At 39.3% G+C, this 19,268-nt stretch carries 12 protein-coding genes and 1 CRISPR repeat array (1 of these 13 cut by a window edge); of the genes, 9 read left to right on the top strand and 3 right to left on the bottom strand.

Annotated elements, in window-relative coordinates; translation table 11 throughout:
- The 4 genes from A3775_RS02250 to A3775_RS02235 form a co-directional block, all read left to right on the top strand.
- Positions 1 to 2,161: proteasome protein (locus A3775_RS02250; RefSeq protein WP_231866924.1), on the top strand; the 2,161-nt coding region annotated here is incomplete at its 5' end.
- A 69-nt stretch (positions 2,162 to 2,230) separates the two neighbouring features.
- A complete protein-coding gene (locus A3775_RS02245; protein ID WP_066423687.1) occupies positions 2,231 to 5,602 on the top strand; it encodes a virulence factor SrfB in 3,372 nt (1,123 codons plus the stop codon).
- 74 nt (positions 5,603 to 5,676) lie between these two features.
- Positions 5,677 to 6,771, top strand: coding sequence for a hypothetical protein (locus tag A3775_RS02240; protein ID WP_066423685.1), 1,095 nt, complete (start codon positions 5,677 to 5,679; stop codon positions 6,769 to 6,771).
- 772 nt (positions 6,772 to 7,543) lie between these two features.
- Entirely contained in the window at positions 7,544 to 10,138 is a 2,595-nt protein-coding gene (locus A3775_RS02235; protein ID WP_231866923.1) for a hypothetical protein, read from the top strand.
- A gap of 110 nt (positions 10,139 to 10,248) precedes the next feature.
- Here A3775_RS02235 and A3775_RS02230 read toward each other — a convergent pair whose 3' ends face one another.
- Positions 10,249 to 10,722, bottom strand: coding sequence for a hypothetical protein (locus tag A3775_RS02230; RefSeq protein WP_066423681.1), 474 nt, complete (start codon positions 10,720 to 10,722; stop codon positions 10,249 to 10,251).
- Between the two features lie 377 nt (positions 10,723 to 11,099).
- Between A3775_RS02230 and A3775_RS02225 the strand changes: the two genes are divergently transcribed.
- The 3 genes from A3775_RS02225 to A3775_RS02215 all read left to right on the top strand — a co-directional run bounded on the left by A3775_RS02225 (position 11,100) and on the right by A3775_RS02215 (position 14,936).
- Positions 11,100 to 13,592 (top strand): type II CAAX prenyl endopeptidase Rce1 family protein, encoded by a 2,493-nt coding sequence (locus A3775_RS02225; RefSeq protein ID WP_066423679.1) that lies wholly within the window; start codon positions 11,100 to 11,102, stop codon positions 13,590 to 13,592.
- A gap of 734 nt (positions 13,593 to 14,326) precedes the next feature.
- Positions 14,327 to 14,641 (top strand): Mo-dependent nitrogenase C-terminal domain-containing protein, encoded by a 315-nt coding sequence (locus A3775_RS02220; RefSeq protein WP_369815955.1) that lies wholly within the window; start codon positions 14,327 to 14,329, stop codon positions 14,639 to 14,641.
- A gap of 22 nt (positions 14,642 to 14,663) precedes the next feature.
- Positions 14,664 to 14,936: a cupin domain-containing protein gene (locus A3775_RS02215; protein ID WP_066377517.1), complete on the top strand. Its 273-nt coding sequence runs from the start codon at positions 14,664 to 14,666 to the stop codon at positions 14,934 to 14,936.
- On the opposite strand, the gene A3775_RS23995 is transcribed toward A3775_RS02215, so the two are convergent.
- Positions 14,899 to 15,054: a hypothetical protein gene (locus A3775_RS23995; protein ID WP_156481552.1), complete on the bottom strand. Its 156-nt coding sequence runs from the start codon at positions 15,052 to 15,054 to the stop codon at positions 14,899 to 14,901. The genes A3775_RS02215 and A3775_RS23995 overlap by 38 nt on opposite strands.
- Before the next feature lie 184 nt (positions 15,055 to 15,238).
- A complete protein-coding gene (locus A3775_RS02210; protein ID WP_066377516.1) occupies positions 15,239 to 15,457 on the bottom strand; it encodes a hypothetical protein in 219 nt (72 codons plus the stop codon).
- A 487-nt stretch (positions 15,458 to 15,944) separates the two neighbouring features.
- Here A3775_RS02210 and uvsE point away from each other — a divergent pair, with 487 nt between their 5' ends.
- Complete coding sequence (uvsE, locus tag A3775_RS02205) at positions 15,945 to 16,892, top strand: UV DNA damage repair endonuclease UvsE (RefSeq protein WP_066423840.1); 948 nt, start codon at positions 15,945 to 15,947, stop codon at positions 16,890 to 16,892.
- A 58-nt stretch (positions 16,893 to 16,950) separates the two neighbouring features.
- Positions 16,951 to 18,549 (top strand): Hsp70 family protein, encoded by a 1,599-nt coding sequence (locus A3775_RS02200; protein WP_066423677.1) that lies wholly within the window; start codon positions 16,951 to 16,953, stop codon positions 18,547 to 18,549.
- Positions 18,550 to 18,889: 340 nt separating this feature from the next.
- A CRISPR array of direct repeats spans positions 18,890 to 19,268; the repeat unit is 37 nt; unit sequence GTTTCAATCCCTAATAGGGATTAGTTAATGTTGCAAC (it continues 4,490 nt past the right edge of the window).

Here is a 19,268-nt window from a genome sequence, read left to right as displayed (position 1 = left end):
GAATGAGTGTTTGCGGTTTATGCTAGGGGAAGCTAACCGGCGCACAATAGCGGCTGGACTTTCTCCCATCCCTGCCGCTAAACTCAGTTCTGGACAAGAAATTCTCAATTGGTGTGCAGAAACTTGGAATAGCAGCAATAATTTAGAGTTACGTTATTTGCTGCGGGAGTTGGTATTGTTTGTCCGCGCTTACAGTTCCTATGGGGATGCTTTGTGTGGTAGACGTTACGTGATTGATGCGGCGATCGCTCGTGAAGGGTTACAATTGGCAGACCAACCAATGGCTATTCAAACCCTCAGTTTTGAAGAGTTACCCCCAGCGCATATTCGTTTACCAAGTCCACCGCAAAAGTTAGCAACTAAGCTTTTACAAAATAGTTTCCCCTTAATTCGCCGGATTGATATTGAAGTTAAAATTTCTCCAGAAATTTGGGATGTTACAGGTGCTAATAATTTTATTCTCTTAGATTTTCCGGGTTTGGGGGCGGCGAATTCTGGCGCGAGGGATACGTTTTTATCTCTGCGAGAATTGGCGGAAGTGCAGACGATTTTGGTACTCCTGAATGGTAAGTCACCGGGAAGCGATCGCGCCAATAAAATTTTCACGATGATGCAACAACAGCGTCCCGGACAAGATTTAAAAGATTTAATTTTAGTCGGGGTGGGAAGATTTGATCAGTTACCTTTAGAAAGTGAAGGCGGTGAACGAGAATTAGACTTTCTCATTGATCAACGTCACACTCCCCACCTGACAGCAGAGATGGTGTTACAAAAACTCAAAGTTTTACAAACTACTATCGATGGTGCAAGTGCGTTTACTATTAATAAAGACCGGATGGTTTTACTATCGCCGTTGTTGGGATTAGCGGAGTTAGCTAAACGGTCGAGTAGTCTCAAAGCTGGTTCACCGGAGTTTTTAGCAAACTTAGATTATCCTGAATATTTAGAAAGACCGAAACGACTACAACAAAAATGGCGAAGTTTGAGCGATCGCCTGTTAGAATCAGATCCACGCCATGATTTAGGGCGTAAGTTGGGTTACTTTGCTCAAGATGGGGGTATCGCCAAACTGCGGGAATTAATTCAAAATCATGTCAATACCCACGGTTTAAAACAATTATATGAAGATACCCGACGCGCGGCTGAAAATTTACGTTTGCAACAAGAACACCTCAAAAACATTATTGCTGAAATTCACGCCCAAGGTATTCCCACTGGGGACGGTCAAGCTTTTCTAGACTTGAAAAATGCGATTGATAATTTAGATAAAACCTATCGTAATTTTCAAAGAGATTTAGGTACAGAACCACTTAAAGACCGTCAGGGAACAGTTGTTAGTGATGTGGTTAAAGATGAATTGACTTTTAGAGTAATTAATTGGAGTCAGTGGACTTTATTATTTAACAAAGTCAATAATGGTACGATTACGTTAACAGAATCGAAAGGTGCAGCCGGGAAGTTATTTGATCGGGGTAATCGCACTAATAATAGTATACCTACTAAGAGCGATGATTTTTATCCAGCCTTTGCCAAGACAGTCAAAGAACTAGAAGAATTTGCGCGCGATCGCATCCGTCAAGCTGTAGTAGACTTACTCAATAAATTATCGCACCACATCGCCCCAGAGCGCGACCGTCTTTTAGAAATGCTTACCCCAGACATGGAACAAGCAATTGAAGCCAAATTTGGCCCGGAAGAAGCTGATTTATTTTATCAATTGCTGTTAGGATGTGACCCGAATAAATGGCAAGATGTGATTTTAGAAGAAATTGAACAACAAGATAAATCTTTGATTCCTGAAGTTATCTTTCCCCTAGCGCGTCAGGATGAAAAACACAATATTGGTCAAATCTTTGATTGGTCGCCTGAAAAAAATTATGGTATACCTAGGTCAGCTAATCATCAATTATTCGTCTTAAGATTGCGGGATGAAATTACCGCCAGTGCCAGCTTGCATCTTGTACAGTATGTCAGCGAAGTGAATCAACAAGTCAACGCCGAACTAGAGGGAATTTTGGATCAAATTGTTCCCACTTTACAAAACCTCTCCAAAAGAGATGCGTTGCTGAGATTTATTTCCCTGGGTGACTCCCCAACGGGGGGAGAAGTTCCCAACTGGCTACAGAATCTCACAGAAATTGCTAATATTTCTGATTCCTGAATGGCTAACAGTAATCAGTAAGTAGATAGCTATTGCTGATTTAATTGTGCCTTTAAGGAAGCTGCAAAAATGCCTGTAGAAATTCAACTTGTGCCACGCTTTCAACTGCGGGTTAATTATCGGAAGTATTTAGAATTGCCTAGCATTCAACTGCTGGCTTCTGGAAACAATATCCCTCATATTTCTAGTATTACCTGCACCGTCAAAGGCGTACCAAGTGAATTAGCCAGTAAAATTCAACAGGCTTATAAAAAGTTTGATTCTGATATTCCGAAAATTTCCCAACTTGGACAATTAGAACAATATCCTTGTAAATTAGAGAAACCGCTAACCCAAGCAATCAACTGTCATTTACGGGTAATGGTGGAATATTTTGATTCTGATGATACCGGAAATCCACTGTTATCTGTACGGCAAAAAGTAGCAGCTTATTGTCATCTGTGGTCACTACCTATGCAACCAAAAACACCAAATCAATCAGGAAAAAATCCGTTTGAAATTCCTAACTACAGTGCCGAACCTAGTAACGGTAAACCGAAAAAAAGATTTCCGGGTTGGTTAGCTGTAGATTTTGGAACGTCGAATTCTACAGTTACACTTTTCGACCCGATAGAAGTCCCCATTGCGGAAATTTTACCACGAGAACAAGAGTTAAGATTGCGCGATCGCCTGTCACAATGGTTAAGTTCTCCCGCTTCTCTTGCCTTACCAGAAGTGAATGAAACTGAATGGGAAAAGTTTATCATTGATATTAGTAAAAGTCTGGAAATTGAACCCAGTCACTTAAGTGAGGTGTTTAGCAGTGATAATAAAACCAGATTTTTAGAAGCAATTCGCCAAATAGAATTATGTTTAGGTAACAGTGATAGATTTCGTCGCGCCGTCAGCAAGAAACTTTATCAAATATATCATGAAGTCTTCCGCGTCCCGACTTTAGAATCACAGAATTTAATCCCAGTGGTTTTAGATATTGACCGCCGTGACACCGAGATTCCCAGTGAGTTAGAAGTGGTGAATTTAGACGGTTTAAAATTGCGGATGGGGAGAGAAGCTAGAGATAATCGCAAGAAAGCCATAGCACAAGGAAGCAGCAGTTCCTTAACAGAAATTATCAGCAGATTTCACCATTCACCCAAACGTTATTTTGGACAAGATAAAAAATTTTCTGTGCTGTGGGATGGCAAAGAAGATATAATTAATGTTAACCAACTTATTCAAGCAGCTTGGGCGCATTTAATTACATTAACTGAAGATTATCGTCAACGCGCTAGACGCAGGTTTTCCGAAGGGGATTTTTTAACAGCAGTCGTCACCTATCCCACCGTTGCACCCCCTGTAGTGCGGAAAGAAGTTAAGGAATTAGTTGAACAGTTGGGAATTGATGATGTACAAACAGCTTATGATGAAGCTGTATCTGTTGCTATCTTCTTTTTATGGCGAGAATTTGGCGGCAATCTCAACATCGGAATAGAATCTTTTAAAACCCGTTGTCGCCAAGAGAAAAATAAATGGTCACAAAATGTTTTAGTGTTAGATATTGGTGGGGGGACTACAGACTTAGCATTAATTGAATTGACCTTAGAAGATAGTACACCATTTTTTGCCAATCATGAAGATAGAGGTTTAGGCGGACGTTATTATAAACTGACTCCAAAATTGTTAGGTTCATCTGGACATTTACAGTTAGGTGGTGAGTTAATTACCTTAAAAGTGTTTAGACTATTAAAAGTTGCGATCGCCGACTTTTTATTAACAGCAGTAACTAGAGGAGATATCGAAAGCGATAAACTCGAAGACTTAATCAACGCCGAATTAAATGAACGCTTTTTAGAACAAGGTAAATTTAAAAGTGGCAGTTTGTTAAAATGTATCGATAAAGAAAATCCTGAAGGTGACGCAGCTTATAAAGATGCGTTAGACACCGCCGAGAAAGTCATCCCTACCCGTTGGCAACAAGCACCGCAACGCCTACAAACATTTTACACACTTTGGGATCATGCCGAAACTGCTAAACTTAAACTAGGACAGAAATTACCCAACGATGAATGCCGATTAAGTTTTACAATTTCCGAACAGCAAATTGCAGAACTCCTCACCCAAAGCGCGATTAAATTCCAAGTTAGAAACTCAGAAAATCTCGCCGTTACTATAGATAGTCAACAATTTGAACGTGTCGCTTCCTCCGCTATCAAAGAAGCAATTGGGATAGCTAAAGGTTTAATGGAAAGTCGTCTCAGTGCTGACAACAATAATATAGATGCGTGGAACACTCGCAAAGTTGACTGGTTAATTCTCTCCGGTAAAACCTGCAATCTCGACTTAGTACAACGTCAAATTTATCAAGAGTTTAGCAAATCACCCTATTTTGTTTGGAATCCTGAACGCATCACTTTTGTTTTAGAGTACACTAAACTCGCCACCTCCGCAGGTGCTTGCTATGCAGAGAAACTGCGAAGATTGAGATTTGATCCCGAAGAATCAAAAGGTTTATTACGCAAAGGTGCAAATCAATTAGAAATAGACGTTAAAAACCTCTTTTATTATTTACCCTGCAATTTTAAGCGCAAAACCCAAAGTCATGAACTTCTCCCAGTCTTTAACGCTGGACAAGAATTATATCAACTTTCTCCCTCAGAAAATGTCGCTAAAGTCCGAACAAATTGGGTAGGGATACAGTTAACTAACATTATTTATCGCCAAGACTACGAAGCTGGAGATTTACGCCTGTGGGGTAGTTTCGACGGTAAAAACCTCATGCAAAAATTGGGGATGGAGGAAGCGGAGTTTTTGAAAAAAATTAAACTTCAGTTTGAGATTGACCAAACTCTACAATTTAGTGTGTTGTTGTGTCAAGGAAATCCCCATTATTTAATCGATGTCCCCGGTATTGAGATTAGTACAGGGTTATTTACTGATGGTAAATTACAGTGGAATATTGCAGTTGAACGTGCTGATAAAGATTTAATTGATGGTGATATTGCTGTTAATGTGATTGAATCAGCGACGGTAGATCAACCTGATGCTTATCATTTAGTATTTGAAGTTGATAAAGATGGTAGCAAACCTCTGCAAGAATTCCATTATTTGCGGGATGGTACACCCAAATCAGGTTATGGTTTAATTAGTAATCCTTTACCTCCGTTTCCTCACACTAATCAGCATACTTTTTATATGTATCAAACTGATGTGGAAACTAATAGTAAAAAATGGATACGCATTGGTGCTTTAAGTAAACCTGATGTGAGTACAGATTATCCTTGTCAATATCGGGTGACGATTGATAATTTGGGTATTCTTCGCATTCACGCTGGGGATGTTCCTTATTGGACATCTACTAATTTAGAATGTCTGACAGAGGAGGGTTGTGTTTACCGTGGTGAGTTAGATTTACAACCGAATGAGGTTGATAAGGAACGTGATCCTTTTTGCGGTATACATTAGGAAACCTCACGCAAAGGCGCAAAGACGCAAAGGCTTTCTTGGCGGCTTTGCGTGAGATATTATAGGTAAGATTTATGCAGCATCTTAAGCATTTATTGGCAGTAGAAAACTCAAGATTGGCTGAGTTATTGCGGTATAGTTTGTATGGGTTAGAAGCTTGTTTGCGAAAGGCTCAAGCTGAGTATCCCCATGACCCTGGTGTTAAAATTTGTGATGAGGTGCTGCAAGAAATTCAAGTTTTGTTAGAAGTGGAAAAGGAGGGGAACAGCAGCACCTTTAATTCTAATGTTTTTAAATTACATGATTTGCGTTTAGTTTTTGAGTCTGACTCGGAATTGAGGTTATATTTAGGTGATTGTCATTTAACAAGTGAAACTGATGGGGATTTATGGAATGAAATTCACCGCAAGTTGTTGCGAGTTCCTGAAGATTTGGCGCAGTTTTGGCGACAAAAGGCTTTAGATTTTGCTGAAGCTGTGGGTGCGATCGCAGATTATTCTCAAGTCTATCATTTACCTTTCATCCGCGATGAAATTATCTACCCCGGACTCAGAGGTACTGTAATTTGCCCTGGTTTGGGTTTATCTCAAGCAGCGTTTGAGCAAAGTAGAATTATCCCAGGATATACTGCTGAGGAAATCACTTTATTAGCAGGTTTTTTAGGTTTATTAATTAAATTCATTGAGATTGATTCAGACTTACATCATGCTTTAAAAAGTGTGTTTAGTTTTGATATCATTCCTTTAGACTTGCAGCCAGAACAAAGAAATCAATATATTGAAGCGTTAACAGACCGTTTTCACCGTATCCAAAAAGCTGAAGAAACAGCAGACCCTTTGTTAATTGTACGCGCTTGGCTGGATATAGATGAAGCCATACACTCGTTAATTTTTGTCCCCCCAGCCGAACGTTATTCTTGGTGGGGTAAACTACAACAAGAATCACGGCGCGCTTTAAAAAAATTAGTTGTCAGTGCTAATAATGCCGGTTACGATGTGCGAATTCGGCAATTAACGGGAATTTACGCTGATATTTGTGCGTTAACTAAAGATGATTTACAACTCGACTGCGGCGGTATCCCTGGAGAAGTTTTAGCCTGTTTGCGAGTCTATGCCAAAATTAACCATGAGGAAATTCCCGGACGCGTCATATTTCGTTCCTCAAGATAGAATTCAATAGCATAGGTGAAGATTCGGCATGGTTGGTTATCCATGTTTGCGACTTGCTAGAAGGGTGGGCATTGCTTGCAAGTTGTTCAAACCCTTAGTTTTAGGTTGTTGGCTGTGCAGGGAGCGACGCTTATTGAGAATGGTGCAAGATATGACTATAGTTACTTTACAATATTCAAATCATTAATAATAATTTATTAATTTGATATTACCTATAGAAAACACACAAAACATCACTCAATAACTTGATAATTTTATAATATTTTTCCTAAAATATCAAATCAAAAACCTAAATAAAAAGACATTAATCCTGATATTTTTTGTAAGAACCTGCCAAAAAATTTCCAGTATAACTTTTTTGTATTCAAGTTAATTCTGTCTTTAGTTAAATAGAATTAATTGATTGACTGGTTTATTATTTTCAGGAAGATGTGTAATGTATGTAGAGCTAGCCCACACTTTAAATCCCAGATGGTTAATGCTCAGATTCAATATCTTTATGAAACATCAGTCATAGAGTAATAAAGTTTAAGTATTAATTGCAACTGTCATTAGTTAATATTTTTTTTTATAGCATTATGTTGCACATATTCCATTAATTGAGAATGGAGTTTAGTGAAAAGATATTTAGCTTTTTAATATCTAGACGATGAGCATAGTTTAGATTAATCATGTATGGGTTATAATGTTTAATTACTTAATTGATTGCCAGAGACTTATTAATATAGCTCTGTTCACCTTTGTATTAGCAACTAATCTGATTGCAGATAGAGTGAATGCAGAACATCAGTCAGATATAGAATTGAGAGTATCTAATAACTTTACTGATAAAAAAAACACAGTTTTTACACAAAGTTTCCCTTTAAAACCGACTAGAGATATTCCTAATCTTCAAGATACGAATATTCCCATCCCAATTATACCATTACAAAAACCAGATATTAATGATGAGGAATCTGATACTCCAACTGAGCAGAATGAAAAACCTATTCTGCAAAAAAAAGATTTAGAAATATTTATATTAAATGCACTGACTAATAGTGCTATTAGGTATCCTTGGATAATTGATCCTAGAGATAACTTTACTTTTTATTCTGCGCCATTTAATCCTATAGCAAATACAAAATATATTGAATATTCTCTGAAATTTTCGACGGAAGATCCTGTATTTAACCGTTTTACATTTGCCAATTTTCCTAAACAAGACCAATTTTATTGGGTGCTACCTGGTAATCGGGTTGTCATAGAAACCAAGGGATGGCAAAGTGGAGTTACGTACCAAGGAGCAACTACAAATACTCAACGTAGAGAGTCGATTAGATTAACTCAAAGACTTTGGGGAATGCAAGCAGTTTCATCTCTACCGCAAGGTGTTCAAGAACTAACACAAGCAATTGGTACTAACCAATTTACTATCGAATCAATTGCGGCGGAAGTAATTAATCCAGTGGGGGTTGAGACTGCCCCCGTCGTGATTAATGCTAGAGGTAATCCCAATAATTCGATATCTTCAGTTGTACCTAATGTTTCATCATTGACTACAGATCAATATCCGTTAATCTTGCAAAATTTTCCTAGCAGTAATTTACAACCATTATTAGGAGAAGTAACTTTGACTCGTGGAGAAATAATTTCTCCAGAGACTTTACAACAAGCCGGATTTATTTGGGGTAATCCTGTTACTGGGCAAAAAACTCAATTTCAAGCTGAAATCACATCCTATCCTGGGATTAAGGTTGGCAATAGAGAAGAATTTGGTAATGTTGATTTATATAACATCTTACTAAATCCATCTATTAGTACAAATCAACGCAGTTCTTATTATTTAAACTCTCTCTATTGGGTGACTTTAGGTGAAAGCCAAAGTCTGTTAGGAATTAGAGATAAAATAGAACAACATGATTGGCATAGATTTTATCTGAGCTATTCTCATAATAGAACTCTATTAGAGTATGACCCTTTAGAAGCTAAAGCCACTTATACTAATATTGCTACTAATCCTGGTGTTTCTTTATCTTTATCCTTTTCTGAAAGACAAATAGATAAATCACAAACTGCTAAATCTACATTAGGAATGTTGCTAGGTAGTATTTTTGAATTAATAGATTTTTCTGAGCTAGAAGCAAGTTTACATGAGGCTAAAGAGCGATATTCCCGACAAGATAATTTTGCGGTTTTAGATTCAAAGGCAACCCCAGAACAAAGAAGACAAATTAATCAAATACTTAACAGAACCCTATATTTAGGTAATCAGAATAGTGGATTAGAGCAAGTTTCTGGAATTCTCAGCTTTCCCAGTACCATTACCCTCAATAGTTCCAGTATTTTTCAAATTCGTACTGGTAATCATCGGCGTTTAGTTCAGGTTTTCGATGGTAATCGCACCTGGAGAGAAGGAGAAACTTTTATTTCTAAAGCTGATGTTTCTAATCAAAGTTTTGGCCCTTTATCATCTGTTAGTATACCTATACCCTCCCAACAAACACCTAACCGTTCATCGGCTGTACAAGTGACTTTAACTGCTCCTAATGGGCAACAGTTTATTCAGAATTTAAGTTCGGCGAATCTGACATCATTTCCAATTAATGTTCGTGCCTTTGATATGGCTTTTGATCGGATCGAGTTAAGTCAAGATGGCAAAATTACTAATTATTTTCAAGCTTTTGATGGATATTTATATTTACCTACTATAGAAGCTTTGTGGGCTGCTGCTTCTGGTAACTGGAATTACGGTATTAGTTCAGGTATGTGGTTGAACTTGAATACAGATACTGCATTTAATATTACAAATAATTTGGGAATTTTAGAGCCAACACTAGGCATTTATTTTAACGGAGTCTTGAATTATATCAGCACTCATGTAGCAGTGGATGCAGAAGGACGAACTGAATCTATTACTAACCATATTCCATCATTACAATTGTATTGGAATAGTGAAGTTAATTTTTTAAATCCTGCTTATCTGAATATGAGTTACTTGTTTTCTCATCAAAATAGAAATTTAAATTATTCTTTATCTACAGCAATTCTATTTTTAGATAATCAATTCAGTATTACACCAGTAGGATTATTTCAAGGAAAATTAGGTTTTAATACAGGTTTAGAATTTAGTAATTCTCTAGAAATTAGAGGGGATTTATTCTATACCTTGGAAGGTTTACAACAAGTTAGTCCTCAGTGGGCTTTTGGTGCTTATCTACAGAATTTTAAAAATACTGAACGAGATACAGGAAATCGAGTGGCTGATTTTACCTATGGATTATTGCTGCGGCGTAATATTCCTGGTAGTGGTAATTTTTGGCAGTCTCGTATTGGGATGAGTGGAGACAACTTTGAAGCACTTTTTCAAGGTGGTTTTAGGTTTTAATATTTGTAAGATATCTTATTTTATATATCTCAAATAATTAAACTAATTAATTAACACACATCCCTTCCATGATGGGGAAGGGATGGATGTTAATTCTCAATCACCACGACTTAATCTAAACCATCATTACCAACAGCCGCTCTTACCAATGCTGTATATTCATCTAATGTGAGATTGCCGTATCTCAGTCTATCAACTATAGCTCCTCTAATAGATCCCGCTACATTATACGGAAGTGCTAATAATCCACCCGTGTGCAGTGTGATGCTTGGATAGGCAACATGAGTAATGGGATCTATATATGAAATTGCTGTAACTGTGTATGCACCATTGAATCCTGCGAAGTAAGTGCCTTTAGGTGCGACTGCTTCAGCAGCAATGCTTGATAAATAATTACCAGGGGTAAGATACACTGCTGCACCGGCAAAGACGGCAGGTTCTCCAGAACTAAAATCAGAAATAGGGTTTTCTATTAATGCTTGGGCTGATGCTGGAGTTGATTTCAAGGTTAAACAGCCAATCAAACTTGTGAGAGCAAGACTAACTTTTAAAAAAATGCCAGCAGAATGATAACGTAGATTCATGTTAGGTAAGCCTTTGTTGTAGGACTTGAGTTTTGTTTGCTGGATGTTGTCTATATAGCTGAGATAAACTGGATTTATCAACCAAAAACTAGAAGTTATTAGTTTTGATTCAATACATAGATATATTGATAAATTAAGTCTTTATTTTTGGAAAACTTGCGAATAATACTCAGCAATTATCCTCAATTAATTTATAACAAATATATAAAAAAATAGGAATAAATTCGCGGTAAAATCTTCAATTAAATGGACATAAATCGTGTTTTTTTTAGACTTAAAAACCTGAAAAATGTCTAATTGAAACAGAAATTTGGCCAATATTTATTAAAGTAGTGATTTTATGCTATATACAAAAGAAAATCAGAGCCAGAACAGCAATGCAGAATGAAAAATCATCTAGCAGTTGGCAGTTGCGTCGCCCAAACAGATGGCGATCGCCATTTTTCATTTTCTGGGTGGTACTGATTGCGATCGCACTCTGGCTATTTTACCCACGCCCCCAGCCCATCATTACCCAAGGCAGTAATTACGCCATCCACAAACGCCAAGACTTTAATCAAACACAGTTTTATCCCCTTAATCAAACTGTTAACCCTGATTTATATCAACCTGTGGCTGAGTGGGTAGGCAGGTTAATTTTACCAACGCCACAACAAATCCCACCGGGAGAAGACTGGGTATGGATGGAAGTACAACACGCACCCACAGAGTTACAGCAATTAGTAGGTCAAGTTGTCCGCCTGGAATGGCAAGATCAACCAGAGTTAAAATCTTATGTGCAAGCTGTACAACAAGATATCAAGTTTACACAAGAAACGAAAAACAGCGCAGCTACAGGTATTATCCATCCCTCACGCCTTGATGGTCGTCTAAAAGTCGGGCCTTTGCAATCCCTGGCTGGTGCTAGACCAAATGATGATCTGATTGTCACCTTAGATGATGTTAAACTCCTAGAATCCAACTCAGGACAACCACGGTTGCAAATTGCCCATGAGCCTGTCTTAGCCACTGGTAGATTCTACGGCTTAGTTAAAATCTTATCTCCAGCAGCAAAAGTCTGTCCTGAAAATACTACTTGTGCCAATGATTTGTTTCAGGTGCGTCATTATAATCGCACTTCTCGCCAATTCGATGGTGTCGAAGAAATTATCCGCATTCCCCAACAGGTAGTAGACAGACGCAATATCCCACCATCTACCCCCAATCAACTGGAAAATTCACCAGCCGGAAAAGCGGGTTGGTATATTTACGGCGGCAAAAATGCAGCCGGGGTGTTTGTGGTGCAGGGATTAGTCCCGCGATCGCTTCTACAACTCCAGCCAGATAAAATAATTTCGGGAAAAGCCGCCGGATTAAATTACATCAAAAATGAAAATTGGCAGATTACACCCCAAGATCAAGGTACAATTGGCAAGGTCTTGTTAAACCCCACCGCCACATCATCCCATTGGCAAGAAGGCGACAAAGCGATTCTTTTACACAATTTCGGCGGAATTGGCGGTAAAAAAGCGGAAAACTTCCCAGCGTTTACAGTCACCGGACATTTTGCTTTTGGATTGGCGCAGGTAGTCCGTGAACCCATCACCCAAGAATTACAATTCGCCATTGACTATCTGCAAATTTACGCTAACAACTCTGATGGCATTATCTCCGGTACACATACCTGGGCTGACTACATGGGTAACTTACAGTGGGGATGGGCGGCGACTCGTCCAATTTCCGATGTGCTGATGAAGTTTGCACCTGTGACACAAAACTATAATTTTGGGGGAATCAAACTCTCTCCTGTGACAGAATTTCAGCAACAATTGCAGGTGATGATGGCGCGATATCGCACAGGTGACGGAACTGGTGGCGCGACGGTTTCCCCAGCAACTTCCTGTGTGCAGGATTCTAGTCAAGCCCTTTATATTGCCATTCAAGTGATTACTGAGCAAGTCGCCAAAGAACCAGCAATTCAGCAATGGCTCAACACTCACCCCAATGATCCCCAAACTTCGCGCTTTCAAGAATTAGTTAGTTTGGGTGAGGCTTTAGAAAACCAATTAACTCCTTTGGGTATCGTGCGTGCAGACTGGCAAAGTCACGCAGATTATTTAATGGGGACTGGGAAAGGACAAAAAACTTTTCGCGATCGCAGTATATGGGCTGCTCTCACCAGTTGGCGGACAATGCTACCTAGACAAGCACAGGATGAACTAGCCGCCCTATTCTTGAGACATGACGCTCAACTCTGGTTTCTCAGAACTAATCAAATTGGTGGTTTAAATCCAGATATTGCCCCCCTAGCGGCAACAATGGCATTAGGCTATCTGACAATTCCCGGAACAAATATTGCACCTATCACCATTTTACTGAACCGATTCCTCGCATCTATCGTACTGCCCCAAAGTACAGATTGGTTAGTTGTGGCAGGAACACTGTTAATTTATACTGCGATCGCCTTACCTTTAGGATTAAAAACTGGCTTTTTGTATTGGAGTTTTACCCCTACTCAAAAAATCTCACAATTCAAGATTGTACTACAATCAGCCATTTCACCAGCCCTCACCGAAGAATTAGTCTTTCGCGTCTTACCGCTTCCCCATCCCATAGAAGTCATCAACTGGTATCAATGGGGATTATGGGCTGGATTCATCTTAGTTTTATTTATTATTTATCATCCCCTCAACGCCAGAACTTTTTTCCGGACTGGATATCCAACATTTTTTCAGCCAATTTTCCTTACCTTAGCAGGACTTTTAGGACTGTGCTGCACAGTAGCTTATGCACTCACAGGTTCTTTTTGGGTAATCTTCCTCATCCACTGGATTATAGTAGTAGTTTGGCTTTTGGCTTTCGGCGGCCAGCGTCATCTCATTGCTGAGTAAACTACATTTTTCATCGGTTATATACCCTACTGTTTGCTAACGCATCCTACATAGGTAATGAAATTTTCCAAAAATTTTAAACTTTTCAGATAAATTTTCTTATGTCTGCTTGATATTTTTTGACTGAAAAAGGGTATTTTACCTAGGGTAGAAGACAAGCTTCTGCAAGATTTTGATCCAACCACTAGCATTCATAGATTAGTTTCTCCTTATCAAAGGGTCATTGGGAACTTATTAAATAATATTCAGGTCTGCTTATGTAGCGTATATGACAATTTATTTGATACACCATAGCCTAAAATCAATTATCCGTAGATTTGAAAACCCAGTAAATCTAGCTAAAGGCTCAAAAAAACCGTAATTTTACTGGTAAAAATGCGGCTACAATCACTGTGTAGTTTAAAAACCGGAGCTTGACATTTAATATATGAAATCGCTATTTGCCATATCAGCAATCAATAAGTTAAGGAAATACCATTTTTACTTTTTCTTTGTTATTTTGTATTTAACGGGACAGTTCCAACACATCTAGTCGGTTTATATATCAATTAGTCCCACATTGACCAACAATTTTTCTCAGATTTACCTGATATCTGTGCTGAAGTTAATTTATTTGCACATAACACCTAATCTAGAAACAAATTGTATGGTAAGTAGCACAACTGCAAAATAGGTTGTTTACATAGGAAGATTTGATTATGAGTGTTATCCACAGCCATAACCAAGATATTGTCATGTCTGCTTTTATCAAACCTATCGACATCACCGAAAAAGCAGGTAGTCAGAAAAAATTGGATTTGTTGCAACCCTTACGTGAAAAGCTGGATGCAGTAGAAATCCACAATCGTAAATTAGCTTGCTTGATCGCCAAATTGATCCCGGCTCAATGTCCTTTTGAGCGTGACATTGTGCTATTTGGACGCAAAATAGGACACATCCCTCCTATGTGTAAGCTCAATCCCCTGTATGATCAATTTGTGGGCTTGCGTTTTCGCGCTTTATGTTATTTAGTAGATGAATGTGGTGAAGACATTCAGTCTTACTGCTAAATCACTACAGATACAAGGCGACATGGAAATTAAAATTGAGCATCAACCAAGTCAAGAAAGACTACAGCAGTTGGGTGTGTTTCAGTGGGGAATTTGGCAAAAAGAAATTTCAAAATTTCCCTGGACTTATGATACTCAAGAAACTTGTTATTTCTTAGAAGGTGACGTAGTTGTTACGCCTGATAGCGGACAACCTGTACAAATGGGTAAAGGAGATTTAGTGATTTTCCCGGCTGGAATGTCCTGTACTTGGGAAATTAGACGCGACGTAAAAAAACATTATGCTTTTGATTAGCTAAAAGTAACGTATCCAAGTCACAGGGAATAAGGGAATATTCAACTTGAGACAGCGATCGCAATTGGTTTGCACCTACATCAGTCATATACCAACCAAACAGGGGTAATTCTGACATATCGCAGAATTACCCTAAATTGTTTGAGAAAAAAGTCATTAGTCATTAGTCATTAGTCATTAGTCATTAGTCATTAGTCATTAGTCATTAGCTTTTCTCCCCTGCTCCCCTGCCTCCTCCGCTTCCCCCACTCCCTACTCCCCGTGTTTTATCGAAAGGTTCTACCTGAAACGCTACAACCTGGTTAAACTTTAGATGTTGGCTTCAAAAATAGCCATGCCACAAAGAATGTAGCAGCTGTAAATAGTTGCGTTAAATCCAATGCAGATAAATAACCATCAGCGAAAGATGCAATACTGCGATCGGTAATCCCAAATACCCAAGAAGACAAACCAAATAGCCAAATTCCATTCTTGAGATTGTCGATAAATTCCTGAGAGTTATTATTTTGCTCGTCTTTCATCTCTTCTACTCCCTTACTAAAAAACTGGGAACTGGGAACCCCCCTGTGAAGAAATTCTTGTTACCTTGATTTGCGTGAACTCCCAAAGTTGAATTTCTACTTATATTAATAAATATTTCATTTACTTGACAACACTACCAAAAGGTACATATACCTAATTTGATATTCAGACTTTAGTTCTGAGCCACATTGGAGGCTCACATTTTGCAACAGCTGCTTGATTGCGATTACAGGGCGGCGATGCACTCCTCAAAATTCGCTTAAACCCTTATTTTTACCTTGTAGGCTGTGCATCGCCCCACGGTTATTGAGAATGGTGCAAAATGTGTGTAGAGACGTTGCATGCAACGTCTCTACAATGTCTGATAAGTTCTAAATCTCTTCCTTGTAGGTGTTGAAACCCGTAAAAAATCAAGCTTTAGATACTCCACAGCTTTGTAGAAAATTCAGTTAAATGAAAGAGTGGCAAACAAAGCAAACTAAATTCATGACTGCAACCCAGTTAAACACACTGCCTAACACAGCAAAATTACCAAAAAATGAGCCGCCAAGGTTAGGGCTGGTTTGCATTACCTTTGATAAAACAGTGCGGTTTCGGACAATGACACGCACACGTTATTTACAACTTTCCCTGAGTCAACGGGAAACAGCTTTAAGGGAGATTTACCAGCATAACCTACAGCGACTACATGATGCTTTAACCTTTTGCGATGCCAACAATATTAGACTGTATCGCATGACTTCAGCCTTGTTTCCCTTAAGTGATATGGAAGACGAAATTGGGGCGAAGATATTAGACAGCATGAAGGCTGAACTGGCTACCATTGGCGATCGCTCCCAATCCCTCAACATTAGAATGGTACTACACCCTGATCAATACGTAGTCCTCAGTTCCGACTCGCCCGAAGTCGTACAAAACAGCATCAAAATCTTAGCCAGACACGCCCTCAACTTAGACTTACTCGGCTTACCTCGTTCACCTTGGTCATTAATGAATATACACGGTGGCAAATCTCAACGTAGCGAACAACTAATCAAAGTCATCTCCGAACTACCACCAGCCATCAAAAACCGTTTAACCCTAGAAAACGACGAATACGCCTATAGTGCCAGTGAAATTTTAGCAGTATGTCAACAAGCACAAATTCCAATGGTATTTGATGCCCATCATCATATTTGCTATGAAAAATTAGACAGCTACAACCACCCCAGCGTCACATCCATGTTTGAAGCAGCCAAAACAACCTGGAAAAATCCAGACTGGCAATTAGTCCACATCTCCAACGGTGAACAATCTTTTCTCGACCGCAAACACAGCACCCTGATAACCGCCATGCCCCAAGTTTACCATCAAGCCCCCTGGATAGAAATAGAAGCCAAACACAAAGAAACAGCGATCGCACATTTGCGTAGTTGGTGGCTTATGGGAAAATAGTCTCACTCAAACAAACACTTTGCGCCTTTGCGCCTTTGCGCGATACAATCATCAGACTATGGCGATCGCAATTGATTTTGGTACAAGTAACACAGTAATAGCCCGTTGGAACCCAGTCACCCAACAACCAGAAACCGTCAGCCTAGCAAACCTATCAATCCAACAAAGCCTCAACCCACCATTAATTCCCAGTTTGGTGTACGTTGAAGACGCTAACCAGAGTAAAATCATCGTCGGTCAACAAGTACGCGATCGCGGCCTTGACCTAAAAAATGATAGCCGATTTTTCCGCAGCTTTAAACGGGGAATAGCCGCAGATATTCAAGGCTTTTTACCAGAACTCGACGGACAAATCATCAGCTTTGAACAAGTCGGACAATGGTATTTGTCTCACATCATCACACAACTAGCACCCCAAGAAGGCGGCTTAGATTCACTCGTCTTAACCGTACCTGTAGATAGCTTTGAAGCTTATCGTCACTGGTTAGGGAAAGTTTGTCAAGCCCTGCCCGTGGAACAAGTGCGGATGTTAGACGAACCCACCGCCGCCGCTTTGGGTTATGGTTTAGTTGATCAAGAAATTTTGTTAGTCGTTGACTTTGGCGGGGGAACATTAGATTTATCCCTTGTGCAGTTGCAGAAAACTGGACAGGCAAATAATAAACCTGTAGGATTTCTGCTCAAATGGGGTAACAAATCTCTTGCGGAAGACTCAAAACAAAAAGTCAAAACCGCCCGTGTACTAGCCAAAGCTGGGCAGAATTTAGGCGGTACAGATATTGATAACTGGTTAGTTGATTATTTTGCCAAACATCAAGGGTTGGCGGTTAGCCCTTTGACAATGAGACTGGCGGAAAAACTCAAGATTCAGTTATCAAGTCAAAATCAAGCTAGTGAAGTTTATTTTGATGACGAAAGTTTTGAAACCTACGAACTCAGTCTAAATCGGGACAATCTGGAAAATATCCTCACCGAACGGGGATTTTTTCAGCAGTTGGATGAGTGTATGACGAATCTCTTACAGCAAGCCCGCCGTCAAGGTATTGAAGTTACAGATATTAATGCCGTGTTATTGGTCGGTGGAACTGTACAATTACCAGCAGTTCAGAAATGGATTGAAGGTTATTTTACCACAGACAAGATTCGTTGTCAACGTCCATTTGAGGCGATCGCTCAAGGTGCATTGCAACTATCCCAAGGGGTAGAAATTAAGGACTTTCTCTATCACAGTTACGGTGTAAGATATTGGGATCGGCGGAATCAGCGTCACTCTTGGCATCCGATAATCAAGGAAGGACAAGCTTACCCGATGAATCAGCCTGTAGAGTTATATTTGGGGGCTTCCTTGGAGAATCAACCGAGTATAGAGTTGATTATCGGGGAATTAGGGGCGGAAACAGGCGGAACAGAAGTTTATTTTGATGGCGATCGCTTAATTACTCGGCGGCTGGATAATGGTGTAACTAGCGTGAAACCGTTGAATGATCAGGAAGGGGCGAGAAGTATCGCTAATTTGACACCTCCTGGGTTTCCGGGGAGCGATCGTATTAAGGTAATGTTTCAAGTGGATGAGCAACGGTTTTTAAGAATCACCGTTGAGGATTTGTTAACCAGTGATACGCTTTTGGAAAATCAACTCGTCGCCCAGTTGAGTTAATAGCTTGTAGGGTGTGTTAGGCGCGTCTGTTTCGATGTTTCATTGCGTCTTGTCGTCGCGCCTAACGCACCGTTATCTCAATTTTGGGCTTGTGGGGAAATGCTTTCTTTACAGGTATTTTCGTGGGTTAACTATATCTTTTTTTGTCTCGCGCAAAGGCGCAAAGGCGCAAAGAAGAACGCTAATTTTCTATAACTGTGTAGTGTTTCAATCTCTAATACACACATCTTGCACCTGTTCCTTGATAATAATTTTTGTAGGGTGGGCATTGCTTGCAACTTCCTGAAAGCCTTAGTTTTGCGTCATTGGCAATGCCCACCTGACGCTTATTGAGAAAGGTGCAAGATATGAAAATAGGGATTAGTTAATGTTGCAACTAATAACTTAACGCGATCGCCTACCCTTATCTCAAGTTTCAATCCCTAATAGGGATTAGTTAATGTTGCAACAAATTGTTTGTAGCAATGGATAATCTTTATCTGCTGTTTCAATCCCTAATAGGGATTAGTTAATGTTGCAACTTGGGCTGTGGATTCATCCATGTATATGCGTTGTCAAGGTTTCAATCCCTAATAGGGATTAGTTAATGTTGCAACTATTGATGGTTTATCCTTACTTTTCTCCAACATCGTTTCAATCCCTAATAGGGATTAGTTAATGTTGCAACTTGCCACTGGGTTAATTGCGTTATTGGGATGTTCGCCGTTTCAATCCCTAAT

This window comes from Anabaena sp. 4-3 (genome assembly GCF_001597745.1).
Lineage (GTDB): Bacteria > Cyanobacteriota > Cyanobacteriia > Cyanobacteriales > Nostocaceae > Trichormus.
This window is presented reverse-complemented; position numbering and strand designations above follow the sequence as displayed.